The 19435-nt window shown below is 70.7% G+C and carries 19 protein-coding genes; 13 read left to right on the forward strand and 6 right to left on the reverse strand.

Annotated features, from left to right (window positions below; translation table 11 throughout):
* Nucleotides 1-121 precede the first annotated feature (121 nt).
* From OHA03_RS06765 to OHA03_RS06780, 4 genes are all read left to right on the forward strand, one after another.
* Nucleotides 122-754 (forward strand): AIM24 family protein, encoded by a 633-nt coding sequence (locus tag OHA03_RS06765; RefSeq protein ID WP_037689357.1) that lies wholly within the window; start codon nt 122-124, stop codon nt 752-754.
* Nucleotides 754-1404 (forward strand): AIM24 family protein, encoded by a 651-nt coding sequence (locus tag OHA03_RS06770; protein WP_267001726.1) that lies wholly within the window; start codon nt 754-756, stop codon nt 1402-1404. Before OHA03_RS06765 ends, OHA03_RS06770 begins: the two co-directional genes overlap by 1 nt.
* Nucleotides 1401-2183 (forward strand): AIM24 family protein, encoded by a 783-nt coding sequence (locus OHA03_RS06775; RefSeq protein WP_267001728.1) that lies wholly within the window; start codon nt 1401-1403, stop codon nt 2181-2183. Before OHA03_RS06770 ends, OHA03_RS06775 begins: the two co-directional genes overlap by 4 nt.
* 137 nt (nt 2184-2320) lie before the next feature.
* Entirely contained in the window at nt 2321-2797 is a 477-nt protein-coding gene (locus tag OHA03_RS06780) for a MarR family winged helix-turn-helix transcriptional regulator (protein WP_267001730.1), read from the forward strand.
* A 117-nt stretch (nt 2798-2914) separates the two neighbouring features.
* On the opposite strand, the gene OHA03_RS06785 is transcribed toward OHA03_RS06780, so the two are convergent.
* Nucleotides 2915-4405 (reverse strand): cell wall metabolism sensor histidine kinase WalK, encoded by a 1491-nt coding sequence (locus OHA03_RS06785; protein ID WP_267001732.1) that lies wholly within the window; start codon nt 4403-4405, stop codon nt 2915-2917.
* Nucleotides 4402-5064 carry a response regulator transcription factor gene (locus OHA03_RS06790; RefSeq protein WP_267001734.1) on the reverse strand — a complete coding sequence of 221 codons (663 nt, stop codon included), beginning with the start codon at nt 5062-5064 and terminating at the stop codon, nt 4402-4404. The genes OHA03_RS06785 and OHA03_RS06790 overlap by 4 nt, the downstream gene beginning before the upstream one ends.
* Nucleotides 5065-5185: 121 nt before the next feature.
* Between OHA03_RS06790 and OHA03_RS06795 the strand changes: the two genes are divergently transcribed.
* Complete coding sequence (locus OHA03_RS06795) at nt 5186-5611, forward strand: PepSY domain-containing protein (RefSeq protein WP_267001736.1); 426 nt, start codon at nt 5186-5188, stop codon at nt 5609-5611.
* Here the strand turns inward: OHA03_RS06795 and OHA03_RS06800 are convergent, their stop codons facing one another.
* From OHA03_RS06800 to OHA03_RS06810, 3 genes are all read right to left on the reverse strand, one after another.
* The gene (locus OHA03_RS06800) at nt 5612-5812 is read right to left on the reverse strand and encodes a hypothetical protein (protein WP_267001738.1); all 201 of its coding nucleotides are present in this window, start codon (nt 5810-5812) and stop codon (nt 5612-5614) included.
* A gap of 61 nt (nt 5813-5873) precedes the next feature.
* A complete protein-coding gene (gene meaB / locus OHA03_RS06805) occupies nt 5874-6830 on the reverse strand; it encodes a methylmalonyl Co-A mutase-associated GTPase MeaB (RefSeq protein ID WP_267001740.1) in 957 nt (318 codons plus the stop codon).
* A gap of 44 nt (nt 6831-6874) precedes the next feature.
* On the reverse strand, nt 6875-8077 hold the full coding sequence (locus OHA03_RS06810; RefSeq protein ID WP_267001742.1) for an acetyl-CoA C-acetyltransferase: 1203 nt from the start codon (nt 8075-8077) through the stop codon (nt 6875-6877).
* Between the two features lie 135 nt (nt 8078-8212).
* On the opposite strand from OHA03_RS06810, the gene mce reads away from it, so the two are divergent.
* From mce to OHA03_RS06845, 7 genes are all read left to right on the forward strand, one after another.
* The gene (mce, locus tag OHA03_RS06815) at nt 8213-8641 is read left to right on the forward strand and encodes a methylmalonyl-CoA epimerase (protein ID WP_030916038.1); all 429 of its coding nucleotides are present in this window, start codon (nt 8213-8215) and stop codon (nt 8639-8641) included.
* 165 nt (nt 8642-8806) lie between these two features.
* Nucleotides 8807-12601 carry a polarized growth protein Scy gene (gene scy / locus OHA03_RS06820; protein WP_267001745.1) on the forward strand — a complete coding sequence of 1265 codons (3795 nt, stop codon included), beginning with the start codon at nt 8807-8809 and terminating at the stop codon, nt 12599-12601.
* Between the two features lie 185 nt (nt 12602-12786).
* On the forward strand, nt 12787-13725 hold the full coding sequence (locus OHA03_RS06825; protein WP_267001747.1) for a cellulose-binding protein: 939 nt from the start codon (nt 12787-12789) through the stop codon (nt 13723-13725).
* A gap of 87 nt (nt 13726-13812) precedes the next feature.
* Nucleotides 13813-14811, forward strand: coding sequence for an ABC transporter ATP-binding protein (locus OHA03_RS06830; protein ID WP_267001749.1), 999 nt, complete (start codon nt 13813-13815; stop codon nt 14809-14811).
* 5 nt (nt 14812-14816) lie between these two features.
* Entirely contained in the window at nt 14817-15596 is a 780-nt protein-coding gene (locus OHA03_RS06835; protein WP_267001751.1) for an ABC transporter permease, read from the forward strand.
* 191 nt (nt 15597-15787) lie between these two features.
* Complete coding sequence (locus OHA03_RS06840; protein WP_267001753.1) at nt 15788-16924, forward strand: ABC transporter ATP-binding protein; 1137 nt, start codon at nt 15788-15790, stop codon at nt 16922-16924.
* Nucleotides 16921-17805 (forward strand): ABC transporter permease subunit, encoded by an 885-nt coding sequence (locus OHA03_RS06845; RefSeq protein ID WP_267001755.1) that lies wholly within the window; start codon nt 16921-16923, stop codon nt 17803-17805. The genes OHA03_RS06840 and OHA03_RS06845 overlap by 4 nt, the downstream gene beginning before the upstream one ends.
* A 21-nt stretch (nt 17806-17826) precedes the next feature.
* On the opposite strand, the gene OHA03_RS06850 is transcribed toward OHA03_RS06845, so the two are convergent.
* The gene (locus OHA03_RS06850; RefSeq protein WP_267001756.1) at nt 17827-18156 is read right to left on the reverse strand and encodes an ATP/GTP-binding protein; all 330 of its coding nucleotides are present in this window, start codon (nt 18154-18156) and stop codon (nt 17827-17829) included.
* A 209-nt stretch (nt 18157-18365) separates the two neighbouring features.
* Here OHA03_RS06850 and OHA03_RS06855 point away from each other — a divergent pair, with 209 nt between their 5' ends.
* Complete coding sequence (locus tag OHA03_RS06855) at nt 18366-19418, forward strand: LLM class flavin-dependent oxidoreductase (protein WP_267001757.1); 1053 nt, start codon at nt 18366-18368, stop codon at nt 19416-19418.
* Nucleotides 19419-19435: the final 17 nt, after the last annotated feature.

Consider the following 19435-nt stretch of genomic DNA (forward strand, 5'->3'; position numbering starts at 1 on the left):
GCGGGGGGCGGCACCCGCCGCGGGGCACGTATCAACACATATCAGGGTCGATTCAGGGGCCGGATAGGTCCATGGGCCCTGTCCGGCCCCTGGCCCGGGCCGCTAACGTCACCCCGTGGCAATGTTCCGACTCCAAGGCAGCAAGACGCTCGCCGTCGATCTCACCGGCGACGCCGTCAAGGCGAAGAACGGCTCGATGGTCGCGTACGACGGCCGGATGGCGTTCAAGAAGATGTCCGGCGGCGGTGAGGGGATCCGCGGCATGGTGACCCGCCGGCTGACCGGTGAGCAGATGACCGTGATGGAAGTGACAGGACAGGGCACCTGCTACTTCGCCGACCGCGCGAGCGAGATCAATCTCGTGTCGCTGCGCGGCGAGAAGCTCTACGTGGAGGCGAGCAATCTGCTCTGCACCGACGCCGGGCTGCGCACCGGCACCACCTTCACCGGGCTGCGCGGCGGGGCGACCGGCAACGGCCTGTTCACCACCACCGTCGAGGGCACCGGCCAGGCGGCGATCATGTCGGACGGCTCGGCCGTGGTGCTGCGGGTGACGGCCCAGTACCCGCTGTTCGTCGACCCCGGCGCGTACATCGCCCACCAGGGCAACCTCCAGCAGCACTTCCAGTCCGGGGTGAACTTCCGGACGCTGATGGGCGAGGGCTCGGGCGAGTCGTTCCAGATCCGGTTCGAGGGCGAGGGCCTCGTCTACGTGCAGCCGAGCGAGCGGAACACCATCGGGGGCGATGTCTGATGCCGTTCCGCGAGATCAACTCGAAGATGGTCGAGGCGACGGTGGTCCCCGGCCAGAAGATGTTCAGCCAGCGCGGCGCGATGCTCGCGTACCGCGGCGAGGTGTCGTTCACCCCGAACATCCAGGGCGGCCAGGGCGGCCTGATGTCGATGATCGGCCGACGGGTGGCGAACGAGGCGACCCCGCTGATGACGGTCGAGGGCAACGGCACGGTGATGTTCGGCCACGGCGGCCACCACATCCAGGTGATCAACCTGGCCGGCGACACCCTCTACGTGGAGGCCGACCGGCTGCTCGCCTTCGACGGGACGCTGCAGCAGGGCACGATGTTCATGGGCGCGCAGGGCGGGGTCATGGGCATGGTGCGCGGCCAGGTGACCGGGCAGGGCCTGTTCACCACGACACTGAAGGGCCATGGCGCGGTCGCGGTGATGGCCCACGGCGGGGTGATCGAGCTGCCGATCACCCCGGGCCGCGAGGTGCATGTGGACCCGCAGGCGTATGTCGCGCACCACGGCGACGTACGCAACAAGCTCTCCACCGCGCTCGGCTGGCGCGACATGGTGGGGCGCGGCTCCGGCGAGGCGTTCCAGCTGGAGCTGAGCGGCAGTGGCGCGGTGTACGTCCAGGCGTCGGAGGAGAAGCTGTGAGCACGCCCGTGATCTTCGATCCGATGACACTGCCGTCGGACGACAACGTCAACGCGTACACCTTCTGCGTGGAGCTCAAGGGGAGCCAGTGGTTCCTGCAGAAGGGCAAGATGATCGCCTACTACGGGCGGATCGAGTTCAGCGGCATCGGTCACGGCCGCTTCGAGCGGCTGATCCGTACGAGCTTCCACTCGCCGCTGCACGCGAGCGACTGGGTAGTGGCCGAGGGCAGCGGCAAGATGCTGCTCGCCGACCGGGCGTTCGACGTGAACTCGTACGACCTGGAGGACGGGAACCTGACGATCCGTTCCGGCAACCTCCTCGCGTACCAGCCGACGCTGGCACTCAAGCAGTCGATCGTGCCGGGCTTCCTCACGCTCATCGGTACGGGGAAGTTCGTGGCCGCGTCCAACGGTCCGGTGGTCTTCATGGAGCCGCCGCTGCGGGTCGATCCGCAGGCGCTGGTCGGCTGGGCGGACTGCCCCTCGCCGTGCCACCACTACGACCACGGCTACGTGACGGGCGTGCTGGGCGGGCTCAGATCGCTGACCGGGATCGGCGGGACGTCGGGCGAGGAGCACCAGTTCGAGTTCGTCGGCGCCGGTACCGTGCTGCTCCAGTCGACGGAGGTCCTGATGCCCGAACAGGCGACCGGGCTGACTCCGCAGCAGGCCGGGGTGCCGGGCGGTGGGCAGCACTCACCCGGTGCAGGTCAACCCGGCTCCGCCCCCCGTCTGCCCGGGCAGCTGGGGGACCTCCAGCGCCGCTTCGGTTTGTGAACGGTAGTCTGCAGAGTGTGACGTCGAACGTCTGCGCCCAGCTCGGACCGGGCTCCTGAGCCGGTCTCCGGGCGGGTGCCGGACGTCACACCCAGTCTACTTCGTCCAGATTTCAACTTCTTAGGTAGAATCCATACATGGAGACCGAGACGGCCACCCGCTGGCTGAGCGACGCGGAGCAGTGCGCCTGGCGCACCCACCTGGACGTCAGCAGACTGCTGACGCATCAGCTGGAGAAGGATCTCCAGCCGTTCGACCTGACCATGAACGACTACGAGATCCTGGTCAACCTCTCGGAGTCGGAGGGCCAGCGCATGCGGATGAGCGACCTGGCCGCCGCCACTCTGCAGTCGAAGAGCCGACTCTCGCACCAGATCACGCGGATGGAGTCGGCCGGGCTGGTCCGCCGGGAGAACTGCGAGTCCGACCGGCGCGGGCTGTTCGCGGTACTCACGGAGACGGGCGCGGAGACGATGCACAAGGTCGCGCCGCACCATGTCGCTTCGGTGCGCAAACACTTCATGGACCTGCTGACGCCCGAAGCACTGGCGGACCTGCATGCGGCGCTGACGCCGGTTGCGGATCATCTGCGGGGACGGCGGGGCAAGCCGTAGCGCGGCGGGGTACGCGGGTGGGGTGCGCCGTCGCACGGGCGTGGCCGCCTCGTCCTCGATCGCCGGACGGGCTCGATCCGCCCGGGGGCGTGCTCAGCAGCGGACCCGGTGCCGATCTCATCTGCCTGGATCCGGCCTTGCCGGCAGGCGTAGTTCGAAGCGAGCACCGCCTTCCGGGGATCGGGTGACCGTCAGGGTGCCCTCGTGTCTGCGGGCCACGTCTCTCGCGATGGCGAGACCCAGGCCCGCGCCGCCCTCGTCGCGGCTGCGGGCGTCGTCCAGGCGCACGAAACGCTCGAAGATCCGCTCGCGCTCGGGCTCCGGAACGCCCGCTCCGTCGTCGCCGACCGCGACCACCACGCTGCCGCGTTGTGTGCGCACCGAGACGGCGACCGAACTCTCCGCGTGACGCTCCGCGTTGTCCAGCAGGTTGCCGATGACACGCGCCAACTGTCCGCGAGAACCGATGACTTCGAGAGGCCCCGACGGCGGCACGGACACCGTCACCGGGATCCGGTCGCCGGTGCGCTGCGAGACCTCCTCGTGGACGAGCGCGCCCATGTCCAGCCGGGTGTTCCCCGGCCGCTCCCCCGCGTCCAGCCGGGCCAGCAGCAGCAGATCGGCGGCCAGCGCCTGGAGCCGTACGGTGTCCGTGACCGCGCCCGACACATCCAGCAGATCCGGATGGGCCGCGCCCACCTCCAACTGCGTACGCAAGGACGCGATCGGGCTGCGCAGCTCGTGCGAGGCGTCCGCGACGAAGCGCCGCTGACGGTCGACCGAGGCCTCCAGCGCGGTCAGGGTCTCGTTGGTGGTACGGGCCAGCCGGGCGATCTCGTCGCGCGAACCGGGCTCCGGCACCCGCCGGGACAGATCCTCGGACGCCGTGATCGCGGCCATCTCCGCCCGGATGCCCTCGACGGGCCGCAGCGCGCGCCTCGTCGTCAGCCAGGTCACCGCGGCGACGATCAGCAGCATGACGGGCAGCCCGATCAGCATGGCGCCGCGCACGCTGCCCACCGCCTTCTGCTCGGTGGCGAGCGGGGCGCCCGCGTGGACGGTCAGGGTCACACCGGCGCCGGTGGTCGCGGAGACCGAGGCGAAGCGGTAGTCGGCCGTGTCGCCGTCGACGGTGGCGGTGCCGTTGGTGAAGTCCGGGTCGTCGGTGGACACTTCGCCGCGGGCGGGGATGTTCCCGGTCCCGTCGTCGTCGCCGCGTTTCTCGCCGCCGTGGCGGTCGCCGCCGCCGTCGTCATCACTGTCGTCGTCGGTGCCGGTGCTCGTCGGTGCGACGGACGTACGGGGGGTGACCCGGTCCGTACCCGTGCCGGTGATCGCCTTCAGGTCCTTGGACACGGCCACCGGCCGCCCGTCCTCGTCGGTCACCTGGACCGGGTGCTCCTCCTCGTCCGGCAGGTCCAGTCGGTCGACCGGCACATCGAGCGCCAGCTGTCCGGCGACCTCACGGGCCGCCACCTCCGCCTGGAGGCCCGCCTGATCGGTGAGGTTGGCGCGCAGGACGAGGAGTACGGCGAGTCCGGCGCCGATCAGGGCGACCGCGACCACCACCGTGGCGCCGAGCGCGGCCCTGGCCCGTACCGATCTCACAGCGCCTCCAGCCGGTAGCCGGCGCCGCGCACCGTACGGATGGCCGCGGCGGAGAGCTTGCGCCGCAGCGCACTCACGTACACCTCGACGATGTTCGGGTCCCCGTCGTACGCGAAGTCCCAGACGTGTTCCAGGATGTCCGCCTTGCTGACCACCTGTCCCGCCCGCAGGGCCAGCTGCTCCAGCACGGCGAACTCCTTGGCAGTGAGCGTGACTTCGTCCGCGCCGAAATGGACGCGGCGGGCGGCGGTGTCCATCCGCAGTGCGCCGACGGTGAGCACGGGTGAGGCGGAACCGCCGCCCCGGCGCCGCAGCAGTGCCCGGATCCGGGCGACCAGCACCACGTACGAGAACGGCTTGGTCAGATAGTCGTCGGCGCCGGTGTCCAGCCCCTCCGCCTCGTCGTACTCCCCGTCCTTCGCCGTCAGCATGAGGATCGGCACCTCGTGGCCGGCGGCGCGCAGGGCGGCGCAGACCCGGTAGCCGTTCATCCCCGGCAGCATGATGTCGAGGACGACGAGGTCGTACGCCCCTTCTGCCGCCCGGTGCAGCCCTTCGAGGCCGTCGTGCACGACGTCCACGGCGAAGCCCTCGGCGGTGAGTCCCCTGGCCAGAGACGTCGCCAGCCGCTTCTCGTCCTCCACGATCAACAGACGCATACGCACAGAGTGGCAAACAGAACCTGAAGACGGCTTCAGGTGGCTTCAGGCTGCGTTCAGCATCGGTGCGCCACGGTGGTTCACGTTGCACACGGACAACCCGAATCGGGGAGGAACCCTCATGAAGCGCAGGATCGCCATCGCCGCCGTCACCGCGGCCGTACTCGTCGGCGGCGGGACCGCCACGGCCGTCGCCTTCGGCGACGACAACGGCCGGGACAGCCACGACAGCGCGAAGGTACTCAGCAGGCACACCTCCGACGACAACAACGACGACACCGCCCATCGCACACCGCGGTCGGCCTCCGTCACGCTCTCCGCGGCGATGGACGCCGCCCTGCGCTCGGTGCCGGGCACGGTCACCTCGATCGAGCTCGACGACGCCGACCGGAGCGGCGAAGCACAGCACTGGGAGGTCGAGATCAACGGCAAGGACGGCAGGCACCACGAGCTGAACGTGGACGCCAGGACCGCCGAGGTCACCCCCGACCACTCGGACGACGGCCACCACGGGGGTGACCGGCACGACGGCCGCGACGACGACTGATCAGGGCGCGTAGCCCGAGAGCACCGTCCCGTCGGCGAAGATCAGAAGCAGCACGTCGCCTCTCGCGATCAGCTCCGGCTCGGCCCTCCCCGCGGGCCGGCCGGAGCAGAGCCCCACGCTCTTGCTGTCGGCGTCTCCCTCGGCGTGCAGGTCGTACGACTCCGGTGAGCCGCCCGAGGACGCCGCCCTTCGATGACGCATCCTCGGCGCGCACACCGTCCCGGGCGGAAGGCGGCCCGCACGCCGCCCGCCGCCCCAGGTGTCAGGCCCCGGTGATTCCCGCCACGAGTTCGTCCGCCGCGGCGTACGGGTCCAGGCTGCCCGCCACGATGCGTTCGGCCAGGGAGTCCAGGCGGCGGTCACCGTGGAGGTCGCCGATGCGTTCGCGGAGTCTGGTGACCGCGATCGTCTCGACCTCGCGGGCCGCGCGCGCTGCCCGCCGCTCAGCGAGGACGCCGTGCTCCTCCATCCACGCCCGGTGCTTCTCCAGCGCCTCGACGACCTCGTCGATGCCCTCGCCCCGGGCGGCGATCGTCTTCACGATCGGCGGCCGCCAGTCGCCCGGCCCCCGGGACTCCCCGAGGCCCAGCATGTGGTTGAGCTCACGCGCGGTGGCGTCCGCACCGTCCCGGTCGGCCTTGTTGACGACGTACACATCGCCGATCTCCAGGATTCCGGCCTTCGCCGCCTGGATGCCGTCGCCCATGCCCGGGGCGAGCAGGACCACGGAGGTGTCGGCCTGGGAGGCGATCTCCACCTCCGACTGGCCGACGCCGACCGTCTCCACCAGGATCACGTCGCAGCCCGCCGCGTCCAGCACCCGGATCGCCTGCGGCGCCGACCAGGCGAGTCCGCCGAGATGTCCGCGGGTGGCCATGGAACGGATGTAGACGCCCGGGTCGGAGGCGTGCTCCGACATCCGGACCCGGTCGCCGAGGAGCGCGCCCCCGGAGAACGGCGACGACGGGTCGACAGCCAGCACACCGACGCGCTTGCCGGCCCGCCGGTACGCCGAGACGAGCGCCGACGTGGAGGTCGACTTGCCGACACCGGGCGAACCGGTCAGGCCGACGACGTACGCGTTCCCGGCCAGCGGCGCGAGGGCCGCCATCACCTCGCGCAGCTGCGGCGACGCCCCCTCCACCAGCGAGATGAGCCGGGCCACGGCCCGCGGCCGGCCCTCACGGGCCTGCTCGACCAGGGTGGGGACGTCCACCATTACCGCTCCGTTCGGTTCGCTCTGCAGCTGCGTACGTACGACTACTACTTGCCCGGAACGCGAATGATCAGCGCATCGCCCTGGCCGCCACCGCCGCACAGCGCTGCGGCACCCGTGCCGCCGCCGCGCCGCTTCAGCTCCAGCGCCAGGTGCAGCACCACACGGGCACCGGACATCCCGATCGGGTGACCCAGCGCGATCGCGCCGCCGTTGACGTTCACCTTTTCCGGGGAGACGCCGAGGTCCTTCATCGACTGGACGGCGACGGCCGCGAACGCCTCGTTGATCTCGATGAGGTCGAGGTCCTCGACGGAGAGGCCGTCCTTCTTCAGCGCGTGCTTGATCGCGTTGGACGGCTGGGACTGCAGCGAGTTGTCCGGGCCCGCCACGTTGCCGTGCGCACCGATCTCGGCGATCCAGTCCAGGCCCAGCTCCTCGGCCTTGGTCTTGCTCATCACGACGACCGCCGCGGCGCCGTCGGAGATCTGCGAGGAGGTGCCGGCGGTGATCGTGCCGTCCTTGGCGAAGGCCGGGCGCAGCTTGCCGAGGGACTCGACGGTCGTCTCCGCGCGGATGCCCTCGTCCTTGGAGAAGAGGACCGGGTCGCCCTTGCGCTGCGGGATCTCGACCGGGGTGATCTCGGCCTCGAAGAGACCGTTCTTCTGGGCGGCGGCGGCGCGCTGGTGGGACAGGGCGCCGATCTCGTCCTGCGCCAGGCGGTTCAGACCGAGGCGGGTGTTGTGCTTCTCGGTGGACTCACCCATCGGGATGTTTTCGTACGCGTCGGTCAGACCGTCGTACGCCATCGAGTCGAGCATCTCGATCGCGCCGTACTTGTAGCCCTCGCGCGACTTCGGGAGCAGGTGCGGGGCGTTGGTCATGGACTCCTGGCCACCGGCCACCACGACGTCGAACTCGCCGGCGCGGATCAGCTGGTCGGCCAGCGCGATCGCGTCGAGCCCGGACAGACAGACCTTGTTGACGGTGAGCGCCGGAACGTTCATCGGGATGCCGGCCTTGACCGCGGCCTGGCGTGCCGGGATCTGCCCCGCCCCGGCCTGGAGCACCTGACCCATGATCACGTACTCGACCTGGTCGCCGCCGATGCCGGCCCGGTCCAGCGCGGCCTTGATGGCGAAGCCGCCGAGGTCGGCTGCGGAGAAGCTCTTCAGGGAGCCGAGAAGACGCCCCATGGGCGTACGGGCGCCCGCGACGATCACTGAGGTGGTACCGGTCGTTCCAGGCATGAGGCACGGCCCCTTGGATTAGATGTGAACGAGGGTTTACTCGAATGTACTGAGCGGTACCCCGCCCGTCATCCGGCAGCGGGTGTGATCGCGCGCACGTTGCGTAACCATCGGTGGAGCGCTCCACTGTTGTCCATGCTGACGCGAATCGACCACATCGGGATCGCCTGTTTCGACCTCGACAGGACTGTCGAGTTCTACCGCTCGACCTATGGCTTCGAAGTGTTCCACTCCGAGGTGAACGAGGAGCAGGGCGTGCGGGAGGCCATGCTCAAGATCAATGAGACCTCGGACGGCGGTGCCTCCTACCTCCAGTTGCTCGAACCCACTCGCGAGGACTCGGCCGTCGGTAAATGGCTGGCCAAGAACGGCGAGGGGGTCCACCACATCGCCTTCGGCACCGCAGACGTCGACGCGGACGCCGCGGACATCCGTTCCAAGGGCGTCCGGGTGCTGTACGACGAGCCCAGGACCGGGTCGATGGGGTCCCGGATCACCTTCCTGCACCCCAAGGACTGCCACGGCGTCCTCACCGAACTGGTCACGTCCGCAGCGGAGCACTGACCTCCGGATACCTGGCCCGGTAGAGTGGGCAATTCCGGGCCGGGGCCGGGTCGGGGCCGCGCCGCGTCCCCAGCCGTTGATCTGTCACCATTCCCCGGGGGACCGTTCGCCGGCGAACGGTACTCGTTTGGAGAGTTGCGACCAGGGGACGGATGGGACCGCGCAGTGCGGGGCTACGAACGCCAGGAGAGCCACCGAGCTGACGACGACCACCTCTCGCGGTTCGAAGCCGAGATGGATCGGCTGAAGACCGACCGGGAGAAGGCCGTCCAGCACGCCGAGGACCTCGGTTACCAGGTCGAGGTCTTGCGCGCCAAGCTGCACGAGGCTCGGCGCAATCTCGCGACCCGTCCCGCGTACGACAGCGCGGACATCGGCTACCAGGCCGAACAGCTGCTCCGTAATGCCCAGATCCAGGCCGAACAGCTGCGTACCGACGCCGAGCGCGAGCTCCGTGACGCCCGGGCGCAGACGCAGCGGATCCTGCAGGAGCACGCCGAACACCAGGCCCGGCTGCAGGCCGAGCTGCACAACGAGGCCGTGCAGCGGCGGCAGCAGCTCGACCAGGAGCTCGCGGAGCGCCGCCAGACCGTCGAGTCGCACGTCAACGAGAACGTCGCCTGGGCCGAGCAGTTGCGGGCCCGGACCGAGTCCCAGGCCCGCCGGCTGCTCGACGAGTCGCGGGCCGAGGCCGAGCAGGCCCTGGCCGCCGCCCGCGCCGAGACCGCCCGGCTCGCGGACGAGACCCGGCAGCGGCTCGGCTCCGAGGCGGAGTCCGCCCGCGCCGAGGCCGAGACGATCCTGCTGCGCGCCCGCAAGGACGCCGAGCGGCTGCTCAACGCCGCGTCCAGCCAGGCGCAGGAGGCCACCAGCCACGCCGAGCAGCTGCGTACGTCGGCGAACGCGGAGACCCAGCAGACCCGGCAGCAGACCGCCGAGCTGAACCGGGCCGCCGAGCAGCGCATGCAGGAGGCCGAGACGCAGCTGCGCGAGGCCCGCCTGGAGGCCGAGAAGGTCCTCACCGAGGCGAAGGAGGCCGCGGTCAAGCGGCTGGCCGGCGCCGAGTCGCAGAACGAGCAGCGCACCCGTACGGCCAAGTCGGAGATCGCCCGGCTGGTCGGCGAGGCCACGAAGGACGCCGAGGCGCTGAAGGCGGAGGCCGAGCAGGCGCTCGCCGACGCCCGCGCCGAGGCGGAGCGGCTCACGTCCGAGGCGACGGAGAAGGCCCGCACAGCGGCCGCCGAGGACACCGCGGCCCAGCTCGCCAAGGCGGCCAGGACCGCCGAGGAGGTGCTGACCAAGGCGTCCGAGGACGCGAAGTCCACCACCCGGGCGGCGAGCGAGGAGGCCGACCGGATCCGCCGCGAGGCGGAGGCCGAGGCGGACCGGCTGCGCGGCGAGGCGGCGGAGCAGGCCGACCAGCTCAAGGGCGCGGCCAAGGACGACACCAAGGAGTACCGGGCCAAGACGGTCGAGCTGCAGGAGGAGGCGCGCAGGCTGCGCGGCGAGGCCGAGCAGCTGCGCTCCGAGGCGGTCGCCGAGGGCGAGCGGATCCGGGGCGAGGCCCGCCGCGAGGCCGTCCAGCAGATCGAGGAGGGCGCGAAGACCGCCGAGGAACTGCTCTCCAAGGCGAAGGCGGACGCGGAGGAGCTGCGGACCTCCGCGGGCACCGAGAGCGAACGGGTCCGTGCCGAGGCGATCGAGCGCGCCACGGTGCTGCGCAAGCAGGCCGAGGAGGCCCTGGAGCGGGCCCGCGCAGAGGCCGAGCGGCTGCGTACCGAGTCCGAAGAACAGGCGGAGTCCACCACGGCCGCGGCCGAGCAGGCGGCGGCGGAGCTCCGTGAGGAGACCGAGCGCGCGGTCGCGGCCCGGCACGCCGAGGCGGCCGACGAGCTGATCCGGCTGCACACCGAGGCCGAGACCCGGGTCACCACCGCCGAGCAGGCGCTCACGGACGCGCGCGCCGAGGCGGATCGGATCCGGCGCGAGGCGAACGAGGAGTCCGAGCGGCTGCGCGCGGAGGCCGCCGAGCGGCTGCGCGCCCTGCAGGAGCAGGCGGAGACCGAGGCCGACCGGCTTCGCGACGAGGCGGCGGCGGATGCGTCGCAGTCCCGTGCGGAGGGCGAGGGCGTCGCCGTACGGCTGCGCAGCGAGGCGGCCGCCGAGGCGGAGCGGCTCAGGACCGAGGCACAGGAGAGCGCCGACCGGGTGCGGTCCGAGGCCGCGGCCGCGGCCGAACGGGTCGGCACCGAGGCCGCCGAGGCACTGGCCGCCGCCCAGGAGGAGGCGAACCGGCGTCGCCGCGAGGCCGAGGAGACCCTCGACGCCGCGCGCAGGGAAGCCACCCAGGAGCGCGAGCGGGCCCGCGAGCAGAGCGAGGAGCTCCTTGCCTCCGCCCGCAAGCGGGTCGAGGAGGCGCAGGCCGAGGCCCAGCGGCTGGTCGGCGAGGCGGACACCCGGGCGACCGAGATGGTCTCCGCCGCCGAGCAGACCGCCCAGCAGGTACGGGATTCGGTCTCCGGGCTCCAGGAGCAGGCCGAGGCGGAGATCGCCGGGCTGCGCTCCACCGCCGAGCATGTGGCGGAGCGGACGAAGTCCGAGGCGCAGGAGGAGGCGGACCGGGTCCGCGCCGACGCGTACGCGGAGCGGGAACGGGCCGGCGAGGACTCGGCACGGATCCGCCGGGAGGCCCAGGAGGAGTCCGAGGCCGCGAAGGCGATGGCCGAGCGGACCGTCAGCGACGCGATCACCGAGTCGGAGCGGCTGCGCACGGACACCGCGGAGTACAGCCAGCGGGTGCGTACCGAGGCGTCGGACGCGCTGGCCTCGGCCGAGCAGGACGCCGCGCGCAGCCGCGCGGAGGCCCGCGAGGACGCCAACCGGATGCGTTCGGACGCCGCGGCCCAGGCCGACCGGCTGGTGGGCGAGGCGACGGGCGAGGCCGAGCGGATCCTTGCCGAGACGACGCAGCAGACGACCGAGCTCGTCGGCGACGCCACCAACGAGGCGGAGCGGCTGCGTGCGGAGGCGGCAGCCACCGTCGGCTCGGCGCAGGAGCACGCAGCCCGTACCCGCGAGGAGTCGGAGCGGGTGCGCGCCGACGCGGAGGCGGCGGCCGAGCAGATGCGCGGGGAGGCCCGCGAGGAGGCGGACCGGCTGCTCGACGAGGCGCGCGAGGCGGCGGCGAAGCGCCGTGCCGACGCCGCCGAGCAGGCCGACCAGCTCGTCAACAAGGCCCAGGAGGAGGCGTTGCGCTCCGCCACCGAGGCCGAGAAGCAGGCCGACACGATGGTCGGCGCGGCCCGCAAGGAAGCCGTGCGGATCACCGCGGAGGCGACCGTCGAGGGCAACTCCCTGGTGGAGCGGGCCCGTGCGGACGCGGACGAGCTGCTGGTCGGCGCCCGCCGGGACGCCACTGCCATACGGGAGCGGGCCGAGGAGCTCCGGGCCCGTCTGGAGAGCGAGATCGAGGAGCTGCACGACCGGGCGCGGCGCGAGACCTCCGAGCAGATGAAGACGGCGGGCGAGCGTGTCGACAAGCTGATGAAGGCGGCGACGGAGCAGCGCGAAGAGGCTGCGGCGAAGGCCAAGGAGCTGCTGTCGGACGCGAATTCGGAGGCGAGCAAGGTCCGGATCGCCGCGGTGAAGCGGGCCGAGTCGCTGCTGAAGGAGGCCGAGCAGAAGAAGGCCAGCATGGTCCGCGAGGCCGAGAAGCTGCGCGCCGATGCCGAGCAGGAAGCGAAGAAGACGGTGGACGAGGGCCGTCGCGAGCTCGATGTCCTGGTGCGCCGGCGCGAGGACATCAACACGGAGATCTCCCGTGTCCAGGACGTCCTGGAGGCGTTGGAGTCCTTCGAGGCACCGGGCGGCGGTAAGGGTGCGGGCGGCGGTTCCACGGGCGGTGCCAAAGCCGGGGCCTCGGCCGGCACTCGATCGAGTGGCAAGTCGTCCGAGGGGTAGTCACCCGGTCGAGTCAGATGCTTCGACAAGGAGGTTCGCCCCTCCGAGTGGCAAGGGTTCCGGGGGTTAGCCACTCAAAAGGGGTGTCATTCTCCAGATCAAACGGGCATCCACTCGATGACACGCCGCTCGGGCCCCTAGGATTCCCTCTATCACCTCACCGGTCTTACTTCGACAGGAACCCCATGAGTGACCCTTCCTCCCCCTTCGGCTTCGAGCTCGTGCGGCGTGGTTACGACCGCGGTCAGGTGGATGACCGCATTACCAAGCTCGTCGCCGACCGTGATAGTGCTCTCACCCGCATCACGTCTCTGGAAAAGCGCATCGAGGAGCTGCACCTCGAAACGCAGAATGCCCAGGCCCAGGTAAACGACGCGGAGCCGTCGTACGCCGGTCTCGGTGCGCGCGTGGAGAAGATCCTCCGCCTCGCCGAGGAGGAGGCGAAGGACCTGCGCGAGGAGGCCCGTCGCGCCGCCGAGCAGCACCGCGAGCTCGCCGAGTCGGCGGCCCAGCAGGTGCGCAACGACGCCGAGTCGTTCGCCGCCGAGCGCAAGGCGAAGGCCGAGGACGAGGGCGTACGCATTGTCGAGAAGGCCAAGGGTGAGGCCACCTCGCTGCGCACCGAGGCCCAGAAGGACGCGTCGCAGAAGCGCGAGGAGGCGGACGCCCTCTTCGAGGAGACCCGCGCCAAGGCTGCCCAGGCCGCCGCGGACTTCGAGACCAACCTGGCCAAGCGCCGCGACCAGTCGGAGCGCGATCTCGCCTCCCGTCAGGCCAAGGCCGAGAAGCGCCTCGCCGAGATCGAGCACCGTGCCGAGCAGCTCCGCCTGGAGGCCGAGAAGCTCCGTACGGACGCCGAGCGCCGGGCCCGCCAGACGGTGGAGACCGCGCAGCGCCAGGCCGAGGACATCGTGGCCGACGCGAACGCGAAGGCCGACCGGATCCGCAGCGAATCGGAGCGCGAGCTGGCGGCGCTCACCAACCGCCGCGACTCGATCAACGCGCAGCTGACCAACGTCCGCGAGATGCTGGCGACGCTGACCGGTGCCGCGGTGGCCGCCGCCGGTTCGCCGGTGGACGACGAGCCCGTCACCCGTGGGGTCCCGGCTCAGCAGACCCGCTGACCCCGCAGTACCTCAGCTGTACCCCTTGCGCGCCCGGTTCCGCCCCTTGTGGTGGCGCCGGGCGCGCGCCCGTTCTAGCGTGAGCGCATGATCGAGCTCGACGGTCTCACCAAGCGCTTCGGCAACAAGGTTGCTGTCGACCACCTCTCATGCCAGGTCAGGCCTGGAATGGTGACGGGTTTTCTGGGCCCGAACGGGGCCGGAAAATCCACCACGATGCGGATGATGCTCGATCTCGACAACCCGACGAGCGGATCGGTGCGGATCAACGGCAAGCACTACCGCGAGCTGTCGGAACCCCTGACGCACATCGGCGCGCTGCTCGACGCCAAGTCGATGCACGGCGGCCGCAGCGCGTACAACCATCTGCTCTGTCTGGCGCAGAGCAATCGCATCCCGAAGAGCCGTGTCCCGGAAGTTCTCGACACCGTCGGCCTGAGCGCGGTGGCGAAGAAAAAGTCCAAGTCGTTCTCCCTCGGTATGGGTCAGCGGCTCGGAATCGCGGCCGCGCTGCTCGGTGATCCCGAGATCTTGATGTTCGACGAACCCGTCAATGGTCTGGACCCGGAGGGAATTCACTGGATTCGCAATCTGATGAAGACGCTCGCGGCGGAAGGCCGGACGATCTTCGTCTCCTCGCATCTGATGAGCGAAATGGCCCTCACCGCAGAACACTTGATCGTCATCGGCCAGGGCCGACTGCTCGCCGACACCTCGATGGCCGACTTCATCCACCAGAACTCGCGCAGTTACGTACGGATGCGCTCCCCGCAGCAGGAACGGCTGCGCGATGTGCTGCACGAGGCGGGCATCATCGCGGTCGAATCGGGGAGCGGCGTGCTGGAGATCGACGGCGCCACCAGCGAACAGCTCGGCGAGCTGGCCGCGCAGCACCAGCTCGTGCTGCACGAGCTGAGCTCCCAGCAGGCCTCGCTGGAGGAGGCGTTCATGCAGATGACGGCGGACTCCGTGGAGTACCACGCCCACGCGGACCACGCCGGGCCGCCGGCGGCGCTCGCGGGCCCGCAGTGGGGCGAGCAGTGGAACCTGCAGTCCGGCACCCCCGGCCCCGGCAAGGGGGTGTGACGACGATGGCATCGGTACCCGCGGTCCTGAACTCCGAGTGGACCAAGATCCGTACGGTCTCCTCGACCACCTGGACCCTGATCTGCGCGTTCGTCGTCACCGTGGCGATGAGCGCGGCACTCTGCGCACTGATGAACGCCCAGTTCGACGATCTCCCCGCACGGGAGAGGGCCACCTTCGACCCGGCCTTCCTCAGCTTCTCCGGCATGATCCTCGGCCAGCTGGCGATGGTCGTCTTCGGTGTCCTGGTCGTCGGGACGGAGTACAGCTCCGGCATGATCCGCACCTCGCTGGCCGCCGTACCGCAGCGCGGCTCGTTCCTCTTCAGCAAGATCGCGATCGCCGGCGTCCTCTCCCTGGTGGTCGGCCTCGCCACCAGCTTCGTCACCTTCTTCCTCGGCCAGGCCCTGCTCGGCGACCACCGCACGGACATCGGTGCGGACAACGTCCTGCGCGCAGTCTTCGGTGGCGGCGTCTACATGGGCCTGATCGCGATCTTCTCCATGGGCGTAGCCACGATGCTGCGCAGCTCGATGCTGTCGCTCGGCATCCTGATGCCGTTCTTCTTCCTGGTCTCCCAGATCCTGTCGGCGGTCCCGGGCACCAAGAACGTGGCCCGCTACTTCCCCGACCGGGCCGGCTCCAAGATCATGCAGGTGGTTCCGGACGCCATGAACACCGACCGGGCCCCGTACGGACCGTGGGGCGGGCTCGGCATCCTGGCGGCGTGGGTGGTGGCCGCGCTGATCGGCGGCTATCTCGTACTCAAGAAGCGGGACGCGTGAACCCGGAGGAAGCGGCAGGAAGCGCAGGAAAGCAGGAGAAAGAGATCCGGTTCGGTCCGATACGTGGGTGACGCACCCCTGCAACGGCTTGGCCGGAACCGTCAAGGCCTGGATATCCTCCTAACTCTTACGGGGGGCGTGCGGCCGGTCGGCCTGGGCCCCGACGACAGATAAGTCGATGGGGCTGGAGCATGATCGAGGCAGTCGGCCTGACCAAGCGCTACGGCGCGAAGACGGCCGTGTACAACCTTTCCTTCCAGGTGCGGCCGGGTGCCGTCACCGGATTCCTCGGTCCCAACGGGTCGGGCAAGTCCACCACCATGCGCATGATGCTCGGCCTGGACCGTCCGACATCGGGCCATGTGACGATCGGCGGGCACGCCTTCCGCAGCCTGCCGAACGCCCCGCGCCAGGTGGGTGCGCTGCTGGACGCCAAGGCGGTGCACGGCGGCCGCAGCGCTCGCAATCACCTGCTCTCGCTGGCCCAGCTCGCCGGAATTCCGGCCGCCCGGGTCGACGAGGTGCTCGGCGTCGTCGGTCTGCAGGAGGTCGCGAGGAATCGGTCCAAGGGGTTCTCGCTCGGCATGGGGCAGCGGCTCGGGATCGCGGCGGCACTGCTCGGCGACCCGCAGGTGCTGCTCTTCGACGAGCCGGTCAACGGTCTCGACCCCGAGGGCATCCTCTGGGTCCGCAACCTGATGAAGATGCTCGCCTCCGAGGGGCGCACGGTCTTCGTCTCCAGCCACCTGATGAGCGAGATGGCGCTCACCGCCGACCATCTGATCGTGATCGGCCGCGGGCAGCTGCTCGCCGATATGAGCGTCAAGGACTTCATCTCCGCCAACTCGGCCGATTTCGCCCGGGTGCGGGTCCCTGACGCGCAGCCGGAGCTGCGGGAGAAGCTGACCGCGTCGATCACCGAGGCGGGTGGCCGGGTCATGTCGGAGCCGGACGGGGCGCTGCGCGTCACCGGGCTGCAGCTGTCGAGGATCAGCGATCTGGCGCACGAGTCGGACGTCCGTCTGTGGGAGCTCTCGCCCCACCGGGCCTCGCTGGAGGAGGCGTACATGCGGATGACGCAGGGCGCCGTGGACTACCGCTCGACGGTGGACCAGAAGGCCGGGCTGCAGCAGCCCATGATGGGCGGCGGGTACGCGCAGCCGCCCGTCCAGGAGGTGCCACAGCAGGGCTGGTACGCCCCGCCGCCGCCCGGACAGAACCCGTACGCGGCGCCCCCCGTGGCCGCCCCGGCCGCAGCCGCCCCGGCCGTGCCCGCCGCCGGCCCCGCAGACCCGACCCAGCGCGACACCAGCGAGGACGCCCGATGACAACGCCGCCGACCCCGCAGGCGCCGTACCAGCAGCAGGCGCAGCAGTATCCCCCGGCCCCGCAGCAGAACTGGCAGGGGGCATCCGCCGGCCTCTACGCCTCGCCGATCCCGCAGCGGCGCGCCACCCTCGGTGACGCGCTCGCCTCCGAGTGGACCAAGATCCGTTCTGTGCGCTCCACGATGTGGACGCTCGGCATCATGATCGTGCTGCTGCTCGGCATCGGACTGCTGTCGGCGGTGGCCGTCGAGGCGTCCGATGCCGAGCTCGGCAACACCCCCGTGCTCAGCCTCGGCTTCTTCGGGGTGCTCCTCGGTTCGATCTGCGTGATCACGCTCGGCGTGATGACCATCGCCTCCGAATACGGCACGGGCATGATCCGTACGACGCTGACGGCCTGCCCCAGCCGCGGCCGGGTGCTGACCGCGAAGGCGGTCGTCTTCTTCCTGCTCACCTTCGTCATCACGACCGTGACGACCGCGCTCGTCGCGGTGCTGCAGACGGCCATGCTGGGCGGCGTGGAGCCTACCGGCGGCGACTGGCTGCGCGCCACGGTCGGTGTCGGCCTCTACATCGCGACGCTGGGGCTGCTGTCGCTCGCGGTGGGCGCCCTCATCCGGCACTCCGCCGGCGCGATCACGATCATGATCGCCGTGGTGCTGCTGCCGCTCGTGCTGGCCATGTTCATGTTCTCGCAGTCGCTCGCCGACGTGCAGCAGGCGCTCTTCGAGTACTCGATCCCCAGCCAGCTCGGCGCGTTCTACGACGCCTCGGTCGCCTCGTCGGGGCCGTCCGGCTGGGAGCCGCTCTGGATCATCCTCGGCGTCACGGCCGTGGCCATGATCGGCGCCTATGTGTCGCTGGACAGGCGCGACGTCTGACCGGTCACCGGCCGGCGCGGCTCAGTAGCGCGGCGCGTTCCTGGACCGCTGCACCCTTGTGGTGCGGCGGTCCTTCGCATTCCAGCAGGCCTTGTGCCAGTGCCTGCGGTCGTCGATCCCGCCGTACTCGGACCAGGCCACGAGATGCGGAACGCCGGACGGGATCTCCTGGTCGCAGCCGGGGCAGCGGTACCGCTTGCCCGCCGCGCTCGCGCCGCTCACCGGGCGGACCGACCACTGCTCGCCCTGCCACTCCTCTGCGCGCCCGCCCCCGCCGTACCGCTCGCCCGCCTCGCTTGCGCTGCCGGTAGGACTCTCGCCGCCTCGGGGGCGGTTGCGGCGCGGGGACACGTGACACCTCACTGGGCGGGCGGGCAGTTCCCGTCCAGCGTAGGGCCATTCGGACGGGGCAGGCGTCCAGGAGGTCCCGGAACGGGACCGGGACAGGACCGGGTTACCGGAAAATCGCAACAACTTCGCCGTGGACCGTGCCTTTGGCACGTGTCAGACGTTGTTGCCTATAGGGGAGAGCCGCGTCGGCCACAAGGAGGCAATTGGCGATGCGCGTGGGAACGTTTGTACTGGCAGCCCAGTTTCCGGGCCAGGGGCCGGGTGAAGCGCTGCATCGCGCGATCCGGTCCACCGAGGTCGCGGAGGAATCCGGACTCGATTCGGTCTGGCTGGCCGAGCATCATTTCGTGCCGTACGGGGTCTGCCCGTCCGCCGTCACCCTGGCCGCGCTGCTGCTCGGCCGCACCCGCAGAATCCGGGTCGGTACGGCGGTGAGCGTGCTGCCGTCGCAGCATCCGGTGGCGCTCGGCGAGCAGGCCGCGCTGCTCCATCTCACCAGCGGGGGCAGGTTCTCCCTCGGCGTGGGACGGGGCGGCCCCTGGGTGGATCTGGAGGTGTTCGGAGGGGGCCTGGAGGCGTACGAGAACGGCTTCCCCGAGTCGTTGGAGCTGCTGCTCGACTGGCTGAGCAAACCGCGTGTGGCGGGCCGTGGGGAGCGATTCGGCTTCCGGGAGGTCGCGGTGGTCCCCCGCGCCGACGAACTGCTCGACGAGCACCGCGAGGAGACCGCACAGGGGCCGGGCGGCCCCGAGGTGATCGTCGCGTGCACCTCGCCGAAGAGCGTGAAGCTCGCCGCGGAGAACGGCCTGCCGATGCTCCTCGGCATGCACTGCGGGGACGAGGAGAAGGCCGAGATGGTCGCCCTGTGGCGCTCCACCGCCCTCGCCGCCGGCCGTTCCCCGGAGAGCGTCCGGGACGCGGGCCATGTCTCCGCGGGCGTCGCCCAGATCACGGACCGGCGCGAGGAGGCCGTGGAGACGCTCGTGAAGGCGATGCCTGGCTGGCTGCGGCAGGGGCTCGACGCCCATGTCACGGTCGACGGCAGGCACCGGGTGATGCGCGATCCGGTCGCGTATACGGAGTTGCTGTGCAGTCTTCATCCGGTGGGCCCGCCCCGGCTCGCGGCCGACCGGCTCGCCGCCACCGCCGAGCGGACGGGCATCACCAGGTTCGCGCTCCTGGCGGAGGGTTCGGGAGATCTCGCGGCCACGGAGGAGAACGTAGCGCGGCTGGGCACCGAGGTACTGCCACTCCTGACATGAACACCCGTATGAGTACG

The sequence above is a fragment of the Streptomyces sp. NBC_00154 genome, from assembly GCF_026342835.1.
In the GTDB taxonomy this organism is placed as follows: domain Bacteria; phylum Actinomycetota; class Actinomycetes; order Streptomycetales; family Streptomycetaceae; genus Streptomyces.

Bases quoted from the DNA above. Each gene is read 5' to 3' on its own strand.
- OHA03_RS06825 (WP_267001747.1), top strand. From the start codon at position 12,787: ATGAGTGACCCTTCCTCCCCCTTCGGCTTCGAGCTCGTGCGGCGTGGT.
- OHA03_RS06830 (WP_267001749.1), top strand. From the start codon at position 13,813: ATGATCGAGCTCGACGGTCTCACCAAGCGCTTCGGCAACAAGGTTGCT.
- OHA03_RS06795 (WP_267001736.1), top strand. From the start codon at position 5,186: ATGAAGCGCAGGATCGCCATCGCCGCCGTCACCGCGGCCGTACTCGTC.
- OHA03_RS06840 (WP_267001753.1), top strand. From the start codon at position 15,788: ATGATCGAGGCAGTCGGCCTGACCAAGCGCTACGGCGCGAAGACGGCC.
- OHA03_RS06765 (WP_037689357.1), top strand. From the start codon at position 122: ATGTTCCGACTCCAAGGCAGCAAGACGCTCGCCGTCGATCTCACCGGC.
- OHA03_RS06770 (WP_267001726.1), top strand. From the start codon at position 754: ATGCCGTTCCGCGAGATCAACTCGAAGATGGTCGAGGCGACGGTGGTC.
- OHA03_RS06800 (WP_267001738.1), bottom strand. From the start codon at position 5,812: ATGCGTCATCGAAGGGCGGCGTCCTCGGGCGGCTCACCGGAGTCGTAC.
- OHA03_RS06780 (WP_267001730.1), top strand. From the start codon at position 2,321: ATGGAGACCGAGACGGCCACCCGCTGGCTGAGCGACGCGGAGCAGTGC.
- OHA03_RS06790 (WP_267001734.1), bottom strand. From the start codon at position 5,064: ATGCGTCTGTTGATCGTGGAGGACGAGAAGCGGCTGGCGACGTCTCTG.
- OHA03_RS06835 (WP_267001751.1), top strand. From the start codon at position 14,817: ATGGCATCGGTACCCGCGGTCCTGAACTCCGAGTGGACCAAGATCCGT.
- OHA03_RS06810 (WP_267001742.1), bottom strand. From the start codon at position 8,077: ATGCCTGGAACGACCGGTACCACCTCAGTGATCGTCGCGGGCGCCCGT.
- OHA03_RS06845 (WP_267001755.1), top strand. From the start codon at position 16,921: ATGACAACGCCGCCGACCCCGCAGGCGCCGTACCAGCAGCAGGCGCAG.
- meaB (WP_267001740.1), bottom strand. From the start codon at position 6,830: ATGGTGGACGTCCCCACCCTGGTCGAGCAGGCCCGTGAGGGCCGGCCG.
- mce (WP_030916038.1), top strand. From the start codon at position 8,213: ATGCTGACGCGAATCGACCACATCGGGATCGCCTGTTTCGACCTCGAC.
- OHA03_RS06855 (WP_267001757.1), top strand. From the start codon at position 18,366: ATGCGCGTGGGAACGTTTGTACTGGCAGCCCAGTTTCCGGGCCAGGGG.